Source organism: Gilvibacter sp., from assembly GCF_965601605.1.
Classification (GTDB): Bacteria; Bacteroidota; Bacteroidia; order Flavobacteriales; family Flavobacteriaceae; genus Gilvibacter.
Genome location: NZ_CBFCWJ010000011.1, coordinates 23,181 through 39,052 on the forward strand (window position 1 = coordinate 23,181; position 15,872 = coordinate 39,052).

The 15,872-nt window shown below is 43.7% G+C and carries 14 protein-coding genes; 4 read left to right on the top strand and 10 right to left on the bottom strand.

Going from position 1 to position 15,872, the window contains the following annotated elements; translation table 11 throughout:
- The first annotated feature begins 2 nt into the window (after positions 1–2).
- Positions 3–794, top strand: coding sequence for a TerC family protein (locus tag ACSLP7_RS01985; RefSeq protein ID WP_435577758.1), 792 nt, complete (start codon positions 3–5; stop codon positions 792–794).
- Here the strand turns inward: ACSLP7_RS01985 and lptB are convergent.
- Genes lptB through ACSLP7_RS02005 form a run of 4 tightly spaced genes read right to left on the bottom strand, consistent with a single transcriptional unit; the run spans position 791 to position 3,710 of the window.
- The gene (gene lptB, locus ACSLP7_RS01990; RefSeq protein WP_272833493.1) at positions 791–1,531 is read right to left on the bottom strand and encodes an LPS export ABC transporter ATP-binding protein; all 741 of its coding nucleotides are present in this window, start codon (positions 1,529–1,531) and stop codon (positions 791–793) included. The genes ACSLP7_RS01985 and lptB overlap by 4 nt on opposite strands.
- Before the next feature lie 40 nt (positions 1,532–1,571).
- Complete coding sequence (locus ACSLP7_RS01995) at positions 1,572–1,922, bottom strand: carboxymuconolactone decarboxylase family protein (protein ID WP_435577760.1); 351 nt, start codon at positions 1,920–1,922, stop codon at positions 1,572–1,574.
- A complete protein-coding gene (tatC, locus tag ACSLP7_RS02000) occupies positions 1,915–2,748 on the bottom strand; it encodes a twin-arginine translocase subunit TatC (protein WP_435577761.1) in 834 nt (277 codons plus the stop codon). The genes ACSLP7_RS01995 and tatC overlap by 8 nt, the downstream gene beginning before the upstream one ends.
- Positions 2,748–3,710 carry a KpsF/GutQ family sugar-phosphate isomerase gene (locus ACSLP7_RS02005; protein ID WP_435577841.1) on the bottom strand — a complete coding sequence of 321 codons (963 nt, stop codon included), beginning with the start codon at positions 3,708–3,710 and terminating at the stop codon, positions 2,748–2,750. The genes tatC and ACSLP7_RS02005 overlap by 1 nt, the downstream gene beginning before the upstream one ends.
- Positions 3,711–3,908: 198 nt before the next feature.
- On the opposite strand from ACSLP7_RS02005, the gene recQ reads away from it, so the two are divergent.
- Positions 3,909–6,104 (top strand): DNA helicase RecQ, encoded by a 2,196-nt coding sequence (gene recQ, locus ACSLP7_RS02010; protein WP_435577762.1) that lies wholly within the window; start codon positions 3,909–3,911, stop codon positions 6,102–6,104.
- A 67-nt stretch (positions 6,105–6,171) separates the two neighbouring features.
- The gene (locus ACSLP7_RS02015; protein WP_435577763.1) at positions 6,172–7,104 is read left to right on the top strand and encodes a peptidylprolyl isomerase; all 933 of its coding nucleotides are present in this window, start codon (positions 6,172–6,174) and stop codon (positions 7,102–7,104) included.
- A gap of 30 nt (positions 7,105–7,134) precedes the next feature.
- Here ACSLP7_RS02015 and ACSLP7_RS02020 read toward each other — a convergent pair whose 3' ends face one another.
- Both ACSLP7_RS02020 and ACSLP7_RS02025 read right to left on the bottom strand, forming a co-directional pair.
- Positions 7,135–8,751: a SulP family inorganic anion transporter gene (locus ACSLP7_RS02020; protein WP_435577764.1), complete on the bottom strand. Its 1,617-nt coding sequence runs from the start codon at positions 8,749–8,751 to the stop codon at positions 7,135–7,137.
- 57 nt (positions 8,752–8,808) lie between these two features.
- Positions 8,809–9,390 carry a thioredoxin family protein gene (locus ACSLP7_RS02025; RefSeq protein ID WP_435577765.1) on the bottom strand — a complete coding sequence of 194 codons (582 nt, stop codon included), beginning with the start codon at positions 9,388–9,390 and terminating at the stop codon, positions 8,809–8,811.
- A gap of 107 nt (positions 9,391–9,497) precedes the next feature.
- Here ACSLP7_RS02025 and ACSLP7_RS02030 point away from each other — a divergent pair, with 107 nt between their 5' ends.
- Complete coding sequence (locus tag ACSLP7_RS02030; RefSeq protein WP_291184049.1) at positions 9,498–9,827, top strand: tRNA-binding protein; 330 nt, start codon at positions 9,498–9,500, stop codon at positions 9,825–9,827.
- On the opposite strand, the gene ACSLP7_RS02035 is transcribed toward ACSLP7_RS02030, so the two are convergent.
- The 4 genes from ACSLP7_RS02035 to ACSLP7_RS02050 form a co-directional block, all read right to left on the bottom strand.
- Complete coding sequence (locus ACSLP7_RS02035) at positions 9,824–10,909, bottom strand: hypothetical protein (RefSeq protein WP_435577766.1); 1,086 nt, start codon at positions 10,907–10,909, stop codon at positions 9,824–9,826. The two genes, ACSLP7_RS02030 and ACSLP7_RS02035, sit on opposite strands and share 4 nt — an antisense overlap.
- A gap of 49 nt (positions 10,910–10,958) precedes the next feature.
- A complete protein-coding gene (locus tag ACSLP7_RS02040; protein ID WP_435577767.1) occupies positions 10,959–13,472 on the bottom strand; it encodes a M14 family metallopeptidase in 2,514 nt (837 codons plus the stop codon).
- 112 nt (positions 13,473–13,584) lie between these two features.
- Entirely contained in the window at positions 13,585–13,971 is a 387-nt protein-coding gene (locus tag ACSLP7_RS02045) for a PUR family DNA/RNA-binding protein (RefSeq protein WP_435577768.1), read from the bottom strand.
- 63 nt (positions 13,972–14,034) lie between these two features.
- Positions 14,035–15,789 (bottom strand): ABC transporter ATP-binding protein, encoded by a 1,755-nt coding sequence (locus ACSLP7_RS02050; RefSeq protein WP_435577769.1) that lies wholly within the window; start codon positions 15,787–15,789, stop codon positions 14,035–14,037.
- Positions 15,790–15,872: the final 83 nt, after the last annotated feature.

Sequence of the window (15,872 nt, forward strand, 5' to 3'; positions counted from 1 at the left end):
CCATGGCAGAAAACATCATCACTTTGTTTATGTTGTTGATGCTGCAAATTGTTCTCGGTTTTGACAATTTGCTGTACATCTCTTTAGAATCTAAGAACGCACCCAAAGAAAAGCAAGCCTATGTCCGTAAAGTTGGAATCCTGATGGCCATTGTATTGCGTATTGCCTTGTTGTTCTTTTTGATCTCTGTGATCGATTATTTCCAAAAACCTTGGTTTGAATTACCTTTTGAAGGCGTTGCCACGGGTGAATTCAATCTGCACAGTTTGATTGTTTTGGCCGGAGGGATCTTTATCATTTACACCGCCATGAAAGAGATCTGGCATATGGTAGGGGTAACTCATGTCGAGGATCAGGTGGAAGATGCCAAGAAGAAATCCGTAGGAAAGGTCATTGCGGCTATCATTGTTATGAATTTGGTGTTCTCTTTTGATTCCATTCTAAGCGCCATGGCCTTGACCGATGTCTTTTGGGTAATGGCTACCGCTATTGTTTTAGGAGGTTTACTAATGATCTGGTTGGCTGATCGAGTAGCGCAATTCTTAGAGCGCAACCGTATGTATGAGGTGCTCGGACTCTTTATTCTTTTTATTGTTGGGATCATGTTGCTTACAGAGGGCGGTCATATTGCAGATCTCAAACTCTTTGACAACCCGATCACACCTATGAGCAAAACGACCTTCTATTTTGTGATCGTGATCTTGGTAGTGGTAGATATTGTGCAGGGTCGCTATCAGAAAAAACTCATCGCAATAAAAGAATCAGAAGCTAAAAAAGAGGAAAAGGAAGGCTAGAAATTCAGCTTCTTTTTACGCAGCTCAAAGTTTTGGCCTAGATATACTTTACGCACCATCTCGTCCGCGGCGAGTTCTTCTGGAATACCGTGCTTTAGAATACTTCCTTCAAACATTAAGTAAGTGCGATCGGTAATGGCCAAGGTCTCTTGTACGTTGTGATCAGTAATTAGGATTCCGATATTCTTGTCCTTCAAACGCGCTACGATGCGCTGAATATCTTCTACAGCCACAGGGTCTACACCCGCAAAAGGTTCATCCAATAAGATGAAGTGAGGGTCTGTTGCCAAGGCACGAGCAATCTCCGTTCTACGGCGTTCCCCACCAGAAAGCAGGTCTCCGCGGTTCTTACGGATATGCCCCAAACCAAACTCTTCAATAAGCGATTCCATCTTATCGCGCTGCTGCTTTTTAGACAATTTGGTGAGCTGTAGAACGCTCAAAATATTGTCCTCAATGCTCAGCTTTCTAAAAACAGATTCTTCCTGTGCCAAATAGCCAATTCCATTCTGTGCACGCTTGTACATAGGGAACTTGGTGATCTCCGTTCCTTCTAAATAGATGTTTCCGCTGTTGGGTTTAACCAAACCAACGATCATATAGAACGAGGTGGTCTTTCCTGCTCCGTTAGGTCCAAGCAGACCAACGATCTCTCCCTGATTTACTTCTACGGTGATGCCTTTAACGACCTGGCGGCCTTTATAGGATTTCATCAGATTTTCTGCACGGAGCTTCATAGGGACAAATATGGCGATTATCTACGGAGTCGCAAAGGGTTTAACTATTCTTAACTTCGAGGGCTTCCCAATATTCGTAGGCGCGACGTAAGTGAGGAATCACAATAGTTCCACCAATAAGCAGCGAAACGCTCATGGCTTCTACTACTTCTTCCTTGGTGAATCCCATCTCATAACAAGACTCCAAATGATAGCGAACACAGTCATCACAACGCAATACCAAAGAGTTCCCCAAACCGAGTAGTTCTTTGGTCTTTTTAGGGAGCGCACCTTCTTGGAAGGCATTGGTGTCCAGATTAAAAATACGTTTTACGATCTTGTTGTTATCGGCCAAAATCTTCTCGTTCATTTTGGCGCGGTAGTCGTTAAAGGAGTCGACAATATTATCCATGGGCAGCTTTGGCCTTTTTGGCCTGTTTTTTAACTACGGCTTTAGAGATGTATATACTGATTTCATAAAGTACCAGAATTGGCACAGCCACTACAATTTGACTGGCAATGTCTGGAGGGGTAATAATTGCTGATAGGATCAACACCAATACCAGCGAGTATTTTCTGTAATTCCTTAAGAACTGCGGCGTTACCAAACCGATCTTGGTTAAGAAATAGATGATTATCGGCAGCTCAAAGATGAGACCGCAAGCCACGGTAGCAGAGCGTACCAAACCAATGTAACTCTCTAAAGTAAACTGGTTGAATACCTCCTCACTCACCTTGTAAGATCCCAAGAAGTTGATAGAAAGCGGTGTTACCACGTAGTATCCAAAAAGCACACCCAAGAAAAACAGGAAGGACGCAATCAGAATAAATCCACGAGAGGTTCTGCGCTCATTCTCTTTAAGCCCTGGGCTAATAAAGCGCCAAAATTCATAAAGTACATATGGGAATGCAACTATGAATCCTGCAGTTATCGAGGTCCAAATATGGGCGGAGAATTGCCCGGCAACCTTCATACTTTGAATCTTAAATGGTAACTCGTCAAAACAAAAACTGTCTTGGAAGCCCAGAAATGTCGCAACCTTACAAAGCAATTGGTAGGTTGGGAAATCGGCATTCTTAGGGCCGAGTAATAAGGTGTCAAAGACAAAGGATTTCGCCAAAAAGGCAACCATACCCATAGCAACGATAGCCAGAGTACAACGAATCAAGTGCCAACGGAGTTCTTCCAAATGGCCTAAAAACGACATTTCCTTGCCTTGATTGGTAGCTGCGCTCATTAAATTATTCCTTCTTTGGTTAGGTTATGGATGTGAACCACACCACTGTATTTTCCGTCTTCTTCAACTAGCAACTGTGTAATGCCGTGCGAGTCGAGCTTGCGATAGGCCGCTACGGCCATGGCGTCTTGCTCAATGGTCTTTGGATTCGCACTCATAATATCTTTAGCGACCAAACCAGAAATATTATCCACCTTAGTGAGCATTCTACGCAGGTCACCATCGGTGATGATACCAACTATGGTATCATTTTCAACCACTGCAGTAGCACCGAGCATATTTTTAGAGATCTCAATGATCACTTCTTTTACCGGCGTATCTGGTTCCACTTGAGGTTTGGTGTTCAGTGCGGTTAAATCGCGAACGCGCAAATAAAGTTGTTTCCCCAATGAACCTCCAGGGTGGAATCGGGCAAAATCCGCAGCTTTAAAACCGCGCATCTCTAAAAGGCATACTGCCAAGGCATCTCCAATGACCAATTGCGCTGTTGTACTGGTAGTAGGTGCCAAATTGTTTGGACAGGCCTCTTTTTCAACATAAGCGTTGAGAATGTAATCGGCTTGTTGGCCCAAAAAGGAATCCTTGTTAGAGGTAATACCCACCAGTTTGTTGCCCAAAGCCTTGATCAAGGGTACCAAAACTTTGATCTCTGGCGTGTTTCCACTTTTGGAAATACAGATTACGGTATCTTCTTGTTGAATCGTTCCCAAGTCACCGTGGATAGCATCTGCGGCATGCATAAAAATAGCAGGTGTTCCTGTTGAGTTCAGGGTGGCAACGATTTTGGTAGCTATATTGGCGCTTTTGCCAATACCTGTAACCACAACGCGCCCGTTGGAGGCGTAAATATATTCTACTGCCGCTGCAAAGGTCTGATCGACCAAACTCGATAGATGAGCAATGGCTTTACTCTCTGTATCTATGGTCTGTTTGGCAATGGCAATGATCTGCTCTTGATTCATTAAAACTCGGGAATTATTCTTCTTGCTGAGGTCTAAAGAAATTAGTATATTGTAAATACAAAAGTACATAATTTTTCATGCCTTAGGGGAGATAAGTCGTGGAGAGTTTAAAGGTATTTTACTTCTTATCGAGACCGCTATTTTTAACAGACTTGTGGGACTCGTTGAATGAGCAGATTTTATAAAACGTTTAGTAGAGTGAACGATTCCGAGTTATACGCTGCACTCAAGAAATATTTTGGTTTTAACCAATTTAAGGGGCTACAGGAACAGGTGATCAAAAGTGTGGTCACCGACCACAACACTTTTGTCATCATGCCTACGGGCGGAGGAAAGTCCTTATGTTACCAGCTCCCGGCCTTGATGAAAGACGGCACCGCTATTGTGGTTTCTCCCTTGATCGCCTTGATGAAGAATCAAGTGGATGCCTTAAGAGCCATCTCTGAGAATAAGGGGATTGCTCATGTTTTGAATTCTTCCCTGAATAAATCAGAAGTAAAACAAGTTAAACAAGACATTGTAGACGGAGTGACCAAGCTCCTTTATGTGGCGCCGGAATCTTTAGCCAAAGAAGACAATATTGAGTTTCTGAAATCGGTTACTGTAAGTTTTGTGGCCATTGATGAAGCCCACTGCATTAGTGAGTGGGGACATGACTTTAGACCAGAATACCGCAATCTTAGAACACTCATTAACCGTTTAGGTGATGCGATCCCAATCATTGGGCTTACTGCTACAGCAACTCCAAAGGTGCAAGAGGACATCCTTAAAAATTTGGGAATCCAACAAGCCAACACTTTTAAAGCATCTTTTAACCGTCCGAATCTCTTTTATGAAGTGCGTCCCAAGACAAAAAATGTAGATGCAGACATTACCCGTTTTGTAAAACAGAATCAAGGGAAGAGTGGTATCATTTACTGTCTGAGCAGAAAACGTGTGGAAGAGCTTGCGCAAACGCTGCAAGTGAATGGAATCGCTGCGGTTCCTTATCACGCAGGTTTAGATCCTAAAACTCGGGTGAAGCATCAGGATATGTTTTTGATGGAAGATGCGGATGTGGTTGTTGCTACTATTGCCTTTGGGATGGGAATTGACAAACCGGATGTGCGTTTTGTGATCCACAACGACATTCCCAAAAGTATAGAGAGTTATTATCAAGAGACCGGACGTGCCGGACGCGATGGAGGAGAGGGACATTGTTTGGCCTTTTATTCTTATAAAGACATTGAAAAACTGGAGAAGTTCATGAGCGGAAAGCCTGTTGCAGAACAGGAGATCGGTCATGCACTGCTTCAAGAGATGGTGGCCTTTGCCGAGACCAGTATGTCTCGTCGGAAGTTTTTATTGCATTACTTCGGAGAGGAATTTGACGTAAAAACTGGTGCGGGCGGTGATATGGATGATAACGTCCGCAATCCTAAAAAGAAACACGAGGCGCAAGAACAATTGCATTTATTGCTCAGTGTTTTAGGAAAGACCAATCAGCAATACAAGGCTAAAGAATTGGTCAGAGTTATGGTAGGTGATGTCAATGCCTTGATCAAATCTCACAGAACGGACCAACAAGAATTCTTTGGGTCTGGAGATCACCACGATAAATCCTTTTGGATGGCACTGATCCGTCAATCCTTAGTGGCAGGCTACATTAGAAAGGACATTGAAACTTATGGAGTGCTCAAACTCACGCCTCAAGGATTGGAATATATTGACCATCCTGTTTCCTTTATGATGACCGAAGATCATAAGTTTGATCATGAAGAGGATTCTTCTATCACTGTGGCGAAGAAATCCAATGGAGAAGGAACAGACAAAAATCTGTTCAAACTGCTCAAAGACGAGCGCAAAAAGGTGGCAAGCAAACTCGGTTTACCACCGTTTGTAATTTTTCAAGACCCGTCTTTGGAGGACATGGCCTTGAAATATCCTATAACCATAAGTGAACTTTCTAATGTCCACGGAGTAGGTGAGGGCAAGGCAAAAAAATACGGAGAACCCTTTGTTGGGCTCATTGCTCGTTATGTGGAAGAGAACAATATTGAGCGCCCGGATGACTTTGTAGTGAAATCTACCGGAACCAACTCCGCCTTAAAGCTATACATCATTCAAAGTATAGATCGCAAGCTGCCGCTGGATGATATCGCCTCTGCCAAAGGCCTTGAAATGCCAGAATTCATCAAAGAGATGGAAGCCATTGTATTTAGTGGTACCAAGCTCAATATTGATTATTATTTGGAGGATATTTTGGACGAAGAACAACAGGAAGAGATCCACGAGTATTTCCTAGAGGCAGAAACGGACAAGATAGACGTGGCTATGGAAGAGTTTGACGGAGACTACGATGACGAAGAACTCCGTTTGTATCGCCTTAAATTCATCAGCGAGGTAGCCAATTAGATTGTTACTCATCTGCATTTACTAAGCCCATTTAAAACCGTATCTTTGCAGCCTTAAACACTAAGATATGCAAGACGGAATCTATGCTAAATTCACCACTTCTAAAGGTGAAATTTTGGTTCAACTCACTTATGATAAAACACCTGGAACTGTAGGGAACTTTGTCGCTTTGGCAGAAGGAAATCTAGAGAACGGTGCCAAACCTCAAGGACAACCGTATTATGACGGTTTGACCTTCCACCGCGTGATCAACGACTTTATGATCCAAGGGGGAGATCCAAACGGAACAGGTTCTGGTGGACCAGGCTACAACTTTGATGACGAGTTCCACCCAGAGCTTAAGCACGATGGACCTGGAGTACTTTCTATGGCCAACGCTGGACCCGGAACCAACGGAAGTCAGTTTTTCATCACGCACGTGGAAACTCCTTGGTTAGACAACAAACACACTGTATTCGGGAAAGTTGCTGAAGGGCAGGATATCGTGGATACCATTGCTCAAGGCGATTTGATGGAGAAAGTAGAGATCGTTCGCGTTGGTGATGATGCCAAGAACTGGAACGCTGTAGAAGCTTTCAGAATGTTCAACGGAGCCAAAGCAGAACGCGAAGCTGCGGCTAAGGCTGCTGCAGAACAGGCCATGAAAGATCTAACTGCTGGTTTTGATAAGACCGATAGTGGTTTATACTACAAACTTATTCAAGAGGGTGACGGTGTAAAGGCAGAAGCTGGAAAGACCGTAGCTGTGCACTACAAAGGAATGCTGGCAGACGGTATGGTATTCGATTCTTCGTACAACCGCGGAAACCCTATTGAGTTTCCATTAGGAATGGGACAAGTGATCCCAGGTTGGGATGAAGGGATCCAACTTTTAAAAGTAGGCGATAAGGCGCGCTTGGTGATTCCTTCGGAATTGGGTTACGGAAGCCGTGGAGCAGGAGGCGTTATCCCGCCAAATGCAACCTTGGTGTTCGATGTCGAACTCATGGAAGTAAAGTAAATGAAAAAGCGGCCCTTGAGGCCGCTTTTTTTATATCTCTTGGTCAACCATATCGGTAACTACATAATAGCGAGGATCGTCAATGGAGCGTTCAATGATGGTCTCAAAACGCGGATTGGCTTTGAGCAGTAAGGCGATACAATCTGGGCTCAAGTGAGTCAGCTTAACCTGTTTGCCTTGTTGGATGTATCGGTTGGCAATTCCTCTTAAGGCCTCAATACCGGAGTGATCGCTCACTTTAGATTCCATAAAGTCGATCTCTACTTGAGTAGGATCGTTCTTGACGTCAAACTTGCCATTGAAATTCTGAACCGATCCGAAGAACAAAGGCCCCCAGATCTCATAAACCTTAGTGCCATCTTCTTTGATCTGCTTACGCGCACGGATCATAGTAGCGTTCTTCCAAGCAAAGACTAAGGCAGAGATCACAACCCCAGACAATACGGCAATGGCCAAGTCCTGCCAAACGGTGATGGCAGAAACGGCAATTAATACCACAGTATCTGCCAGTGGGATTTTATGAAGTATTCTAAAGCTACTCCATGCAAAGGTTCCAATCACTACCATAAACATTACCCCAACTAGTGCGGCAATTGGTATCTGTTCAATAAGTCCAGCTCCGAAGAGAATAAAGCACAAGAGCGCAACAGCAGCAATAATTCCGGAAAGTCTACCGCGACCACCGGAGTTGATGTTGATAATAGATTGACCGATCATAGCACAACCACCCATACCACCAAAAAGTCCATTGATAAAATTGGCGCCACCTTGGGCCACGCACTCTCGGTTTCCGCTTCCGCGGGTTTCTGTAAGTTCGTCGATGAGGTTGAGAGTCATCAGGGATTCAATTAGCCCAATTGCTGCCAAAATAAAGGCCGTTGGAACAATGGTGCTGAGCCAGTGTCCATTCAAGGTGGAGAACATATCAAAGATCTGCCATTGGAACATTGGTAGGCCGCCTTCAAGACCCGATCCTCCTCCTTCTCGAATAAATGATCCTACGGTGCTCACATCCAAACCACCTAAGATGGCGATTGCTGCCACAACGATAATTGCCAAAAGTGCTGCCGGCACTTTCTTTGTGAGTTTGGGAAGGCCCCACATGATACCCATAGTTAAGGCCACAAGGCCAAGCATTAAGTATAACGGCCCACCGCTTAACCATTCAAATTCTCCATTGACCTTGGTTTTAAACAGGCCGAGTTGAGACAAAAAGATAACAATGGCCAATCCGTTGACAAAGCCCAACATTACTGGATGCGGAATTAGACGCACAAATTTTCCCAGTCTTAAAAAGCCGGCGCTCATTTGAATTACCCCAACCAGCAGTAGTGTGATAAAGAGCCACTGGAGTCCCAATTGTTCTACAGGTTGGTCTAAGGTCAGACCAACTTCGTTTCCTTTACTCACCAAATGTACCATGACCACGGCCATGGCTCCTGTAGCTCCGGAGATCATTCCGGGACGTCCGCCAAAGACTGCAGTGATGAGCCCCATCATAAAGGCGCCATAGAGCCCAACCAGCGGATCAACGCCTGCTACAAAGGCAAAAGCCACCGCTTCTGGAACCAAGGCTAAAGCCACTGTTAGTCCAGAGAGGATATCGTTTTTAGGATTTTGGGTAAAGTTGCGTAATAGGGTCTTCATGGCTGCTTCGCTAAAAAGCCGCAAATATACACTATTCGATCAACTAGCTAAGGAGGTTTAGAATTCTAAACCATCTTGAGAATTTGGTTTCCATTTGATATTACAACCAATGCTCGGCTTTTGATCTTTTCGCTGCGGATGGTTGTTGAGAATATTGTCTAAGGCCTCACGTAGGTCCCGGCCGTTTACAGGGATTCCATTAGACGGGCGAGAATCGTCCAATTGACCACGGTAGACCAATTTTAGATCGGCATCAAAGACAAAGAAATCAGGAGTGCAAGTAGCCCCATAAGCTACAGCAACTTCTTGCGTTTTATCGTAGAGGTAAGGAAACGGATACTTGTGTTTGCGTCCGGTCTCATACATTTCTTCCGGGCCGTCCTGTGGATAAGTCTCCACATCGTTACTGCTAATAGCTGCAAAACCAAAACCTGGAACGGTATAATCATTGGCAATACGGACCAATTCTTCGTTGACGTGCTTTACAAAAGGACAGTGGTTGCAAATGAACATGATCACCGTGCCTTTATCTCCTTTGACCTGCTCCAAATTCTTAAAACCGGTGCTCATTACGTCATCCAAGAAAAAGTCTGGGGCAACCGTGCCCAAAGGGATCATTTTTGATTCAGTTCTAGCCATGCAATTGTAAAGTTTTGGTGTGCAATATCTGTCGGAAATCCGCAGTGATCGTTACAGCAAAGATACGTCAAGATTGCCTATTTTTAAGTTTGATAAATTTAGACATTATGGAACTGAGTTGGAACGATTTTACCAAAGTAGATATGCGGGTGGGAACTGTCGTAGAAGTAACCGATTTTCCCGAAGCCAGAAATCCGGCTTATAAACTTCGCATTGACTTTGGCGAACTGGGTATCCTTAAAAGTTCTGCTCAGATCACAGTGAAGTATACCAAAGAAGAACTTTTGGGAACTCAGGTAATTGCTGTGGTGAACTTTCCGGAAAAACAAATTGGCCCGTTTATGAGCCAATGTTTAGTGCTGGGTGCTGTGGACGGCAAAGCCGTTACGATCCTGTCGCCATCCAAAGAAACTCCAAACGGATTGCGAATCGCTTAATCGTCTGATTCTTCAGCTTCCTCAATATCAAAAGAGAGCCCATCTAATACTTCTCTGAATTTTGGAGCATTGATATCATAGGTTTCGGGAGTAGCAGTAAAGTTGATTAATAGGTAACCTGTTGGTGTTTCATAGGTCACGTATTGCATCTCATACATTGCTTTGCCAAATACTTGCTGAATCTTATAAGAAACGCCCGTAGAATTCGCTGGGGGTTCCAACTCGTTTTTGATCATAACCGTGGTTCGGCCAATGGGGTCTCCCATTTTTAGTCCGACTAACTTTTCTTGGTTAAAGACTTCAAAGGATTCAAAATCTTCTTTGGCATAAAAAGAGATGGACATGGCATTCTTGATATTGTAATTATCTGGAAACGAAGCAAAGAAAACATCTTCATACTCAGAACGCGTTATGTTTAACCACTCGGGGACTGTTAAGGCGTAGTTAGCCACTGGATCTACAAACTCCATAGCCTCATCAGGTTCATCGAGCGATACGCGATAATTGAGCGCATTCAAGTCAACGAAGTAGCCAAATACCTCGATTTTTTCGCTGATCCATTTTACTCGGGCAAGTGCTTCTTCCAAGGGTTCCTCCTCATAAGAGATGGTGTACAAACCATACAGGTGATCATTAGCTACAAAGTCCAAATGATAATGATACCATGTTGCTGATTCAAAATTAGACAGGGTGTCCAATATCGCCTTGGGTGTGGGATAATACCACAACTGAAACTTCTTACCATCACTATTTTTAAAGATCTCAGTAGTGACCTCTAAGGAAGTATTCATGGTCTCTGCTTCCATGTACTTTATCTCATCGTCCTTAAAGAAATTCAGCAATTCAATTTCCTTAATGGTATCTGATGCGTTCGTGTACATTGCTCTTTCATAGCGACGCGGTAAAAATTGATAGTAATCCCGGTCCACGGTAAATCCAAGCACTTCCGTTTCCGGTTCAATTTCTGATCCGGGAACAGTAATGGTCACAAAGGCCGATTGGGTATTGTCTACCCAGGTGAAACTGTCTTTCCCTTGCAAGACATTATAGGGAGATTGCTGCTCTTCCTCTTCCTGTCCCAACGCGCTAGAATTGAAAAGAAAAAAGCCAATAAGTGCTAATAAATAGGTGTTACATTTCATCTCCGAAGAATACGGCGTTCATCAAGAGCTTGTTGGTTCCGTACCAAAAGGCTCTAAAATTGGTATTGTCTGTAAAGTAAATGATCTGTCCGCGGCCCTTGCCTTGGATCTTCACCATCGAGGTGCCTCCGAGAAGTTCCAAGTTCTCCTCAGAAATATACCCACTCAAAAGTGGATTCTCGGTATACTGTACCGGGTTGTTATAACTCTGCTTGTCGGCCTCCATAAACAACGTACTGTTTCTAAAAGTTGGCATATTCTCCTTGGTGTACCCAAAAGCGATCGGGTGGGAGAGGTCTAGTTTGGTGTTGAAAATGGCTCCACCAATAACCTGAGCTCCAAAATAATTGCTGCGCTGTTCAAAGCTGATATTAGTCGCGGTGTCTTGTTCAGACTTGAATTCGATCTTCATGAGTTCATTGCGATCCAACCAACGTCCCATATTCTTGTAGGCGATCAAGGTTCCGCCATCGCGGATCCACTCCTCTAACTTTTCAGCATCGGATTTGTCTAGGGCGCTGCCCCAAGTGTTGGGAACAATGATGTCTGTGTATCGGCTAAGGTCAGCTCGTCCAAAATCATCCGTATCAATTTTAGTGATCTTCATCGCGTAACGCGTGTCAAATAAATGCCAGATTTCACCCGCATCATAAGGATTCATCCCGTTTCCAATAATCAAGGCCACTTCCTGTTTTTCAACAGCTCTAAACTGATTACTACCCAAATCAATTCCTTGGGTATAACCCGTGCCTACACCCGTGATCTCAATATGACTTTCGCGAGCAACATCGTTGAGGAATTTTGCCAGATCTCGCGGGCCGAGTTTTTGATTCTGCGCTGGGATCATGATGGTCCCGTAGTCGTACTGTTTCCCTGCAAGTGTAAATGGTTTCATGCCCACTTTAGCGCGAATGCCCTCCTCAAGGATCATATTAAGAGCTTTAGGCGAATAGTATTCATGCCATTCCATCAAATAGGCATAACCACCGGTATTGGTCAGGATAGTCTCTTTGGGTTTTAGGTCCGTCACCTCGGCTCCCGCCACACTCAAAGAAGCTTTGTCGCTGTAGTTGAGGTTGAACGCCATGGGGAAGGTCCAGGCAGAAATGTCATAGAACAAGCTGTCTTGGAATGTGGTGCGCACATCAAACATGGCGTTGAGCAGTCGGTGATTCTTTTGGTTCTTTGGAATGATGTAACTAAAGCCTTTCTTATAAGATTTTCCGCCTACATTCACGTCATTCTTGAGTTCGTGAAATTTGATTTTATGTCGATCTAAGATTTCCGCAAAATGATAGACACGAGCGGCATCCTTGGCATCACCAACAATGTATGCTCCTCCTTTGGAAGCCTCATTACGCGCATCACTAAAAAATTGCTTTTGATAATCTAAAAGGGTGGTCCGCATATCAACACTCGCCTCAAGGGTACTTAATGATGCAGTCAACTGATTTCGAATAGTAAAAGGAAAGGTCAAAATGCCATTGTCACTTTCTTGAGCGTGTCCTCGAGAAGAAGCCTGTTCAAATAAGATTCCAATTCCACCATTGATGTCTGGGAAGGTAGAACCCTTTCCGTAGTAAAAATCATCAAAGCTCTCTTCCGTATAGTATAAGCTGCCAATTTGATCTAAAGCCTTGACGTGGAACTCAGCAATGTCTCCTGTCAAATCCTGATTGCGCTGAGGCGTAAGTGGATGCGTTCTGGAAGGAATTCCCGGCTGGAAAAAGAAGGTTGCGTTGGTGCCCATCTCGTGATGGTCTGTTAATACATTCGGATACCAATTGTGAAAAGTCTCAATACGCGCTCTGGATTCCGGCAGCTGTACTGGTAACCAGTCCCGGTTCATATCAAACCAATAGTGATTGGTTCTTCCTCCAGGCCATACCTCGCTGTACTCGCGATCGTTTGGATCTGGATTGATATTGATGCTTTTGTGTACGTTGGCCCAATAGGCAAAACGCTGCAGTCCGTCAGGGTTTAACGCTGGGTCTAAAAGAATCACAGCATTTTTTAATTTTTCTTCAATGACCGGGCCTTGCGCCGCTGCCAAATAGTAAGCGTAGAGAAGCACAGCATTAGATCCACTGGGTTCGTTTCCATGGATGGAAAACCCTTGATAAACAATAACAGGCATTTGAGAAGTATCACCACCGCCGTTGTCTGTCAGCGCCATATGATCCGATTGGATCTGATCGATCCTGTTGTGGTTCTCCGGGCTGGTCACCGTCAGCAGTAAAATAGGTCTTCCTTCAAAAGTAGTCCCACGAGACTCAATAGTCATACGATCACTCGCCGCAGCCAAGGCCTGCATATACATGGCAAGCTTGTCGTGGGTAATGTGCCAATCTCCAACTTGATGCCCAATTATACTTTCTGGTGTTGGGATGTTTGGATCGTAAGTGACGTCTGATGGAAGGTAATAGTTTAGATCTACGTGATAGTCTTGTGCCGCTGCTGTTAGTGAGAAAAAGACAGCCAGGCTAAAGGCGATTCTTAACATGGTTGGTTTGTGTGTTGTGGTTGGATTATTCGAATAATCTATAATTCTTAAAGATAAAAAAAACCGCTGGCAAAGGTGTCAAGCGGTTTTTCATTTATGGAAACTTTAAGATTTATATATCGTCAAAGTTAATGTCGGTAAAGGACTGGGTAGTTGCATCTGGACTTACCTCTGCCGTTTGCGGCTGTCCGTTGTGGTATTCTTTTTTGTAGTCTTTTTGATGACGTTCACTGATCACTTCTTCTCCTTTTTCAGCGATGATGAAATCTATCATTTCATTCACGTGGTCTCTAAAACTCGAAAAATCTTCCTTATATAGATAGATCTTGTGTTTTTTATAGTGGAAAGAACCATCTTCATTAGTGAATTTTTTACTCTCTGTGATGGTCAAATAATAGTCTCCTGCTTTGGTCGATCGAACATCGAAGAAATACGTCCGGCGCCCTGCTCTTAGGACTTTGGAGTAGATTTCTTCTTTCTCCAGCATGTGATCACTCATGTTTAGTTTAGTTTTTGCGTTAGCCAAAAATCTAAAAAAAATCCATAGCAAACAATAGGGAGTCTATATTTCTTTTTCAGCCAATTGTTTTTGGTAAAGCTCCTTGTAATAGCCTTCTTGAGAAAGTAATTCCTGGTGAGTTCCTCGCTGTAAAATCTGACCTTCATCCAAGACAATGATCTGGTCTGCAGTCTTTGCAGATGAAACCCGGTGACTCACGATTAGCGTGGTGCAGTCCTGAGTAGCGAGCTCTAAATTGCTCAAAATAGCCTCTTCCGTCTCTGTATCTACTGCGGAAAGGCAATCGTCTAATAATAGTAGCTTTGGCGCTTTGATTAGCGCACGAGCAATAGAAACACGTTGCTTTTGTCCTCCGGAAAGCGTGATTCCGCGTTCTCCTAAGATGGTGTCGTAGCCTTTGCTAAAGTCTACAATATTGTCATGGACTACAGCCATTTTAGCGGCTTGCTGAATTTCTGCTTCTTGAGCCGACTCTTTACCAAACTTAATATTGTTGGCAATGGTGTCACTAAACAAGAAGGCATCTTGTGGCACATAGCCCATTTGCTGTCTAAAAGCTTCTAAGTTCAGTTCGCGAAGATCTTTTCCATCAATTTCAATACTGCCCTCTTTTACGTCATAGAGTCTGCCTAATAGCTCCAATACCGTGGACTTACCAGCACCTGTATTTCCAAGAATGGCAAGCTTCTCACCAGGTTTTAGGCTAAAGCTGACTCCTTTTAAGGCGGTGATCCCGGTATCCGGATAGGTGAAATAGACGTCTTTAAAATGAATCGTTCCTTGCAGATTTAAAGGTTCCAAGGTTGGATTCTCTATCTCCGGTTGTTGGTTAAGAAATTCGTTGATTCGCTTTTGAGAAGCTTCTGCCTGTTGGATCATAGAGGTAACCCAACCAACGATAGCCACAGGCCAAGTCAGCATATTGACATACACTAAGAATTCTACGATGGTTCCCAGATCAATTTGCCCGTTGATGTATTGCTGTCCTCCGATGTAAACTACTAGTGTATTACTAATGCCGATCAGTAGGATCATTAAAGGAAAAAACAAGGCCTGAACTTTGACCAGGTCAATGTTCTTGTCTTTGCTGCCTTCTGCCAATTCAATAAAATTGGAATTGGTCGGCGGTTCAATACCGTAGGCCTTGATCACAGAAATACCGCTAAAAGACTCTTGGGTAAAAGTGGTGAGTTTGGCCAAGTACTCTTGAACCACAGTACTTCTTTTATGAATGGCGCGACTCAGTTTATAAATCGCGACGGAAAGTATTGGAAGCGGAGTAACGGCATAAAGCGTAAGTAGCGGTGCGGTGTAGATCATATAACTGATGGTCACTACAAAGGTTGTAACTGTAGTAGCGCTATACATCACTGCTGGGCCAACATACATGCGGACCTTAGAGACGTCTTCACTAATACGACTCATCAAGTCACCGGTACGATTCTGTTTGTAAAAGGCCAAAGAGAGTCTCTCGTATTGCAAGAAGACCTCGTTTTTTAGATCGAACTCAATATACCGGGAGATCACAATTAAGGTCTGTCTCATCAAAAAGGTGAAAAAGGCCGAAAGTACGGCCGCTCCAATAATGATCAGAATGTTGGTGTTTAGTTCCGAGGTCAGGGCCGCAATTTGATCTTCAGTTGCATCGTAGAAGGCGCTAACGGTATCAATAATGTTCCCTATGAAGATCGGAATGAATAAGGCAAAGATTCGAGCCACAACAGTGATGAGTAACCCCAAAACCAATCGGCCACGATACTTGATAAAAAATTTGTTGAGATACCTCAGTTCCTTCATTCCCTAAGCGGATGGTTAATAAATTATTCTTATTTATACCCCTATTTAGTTGTTAATAATTCAATTAACCGTTACTTTTGCCC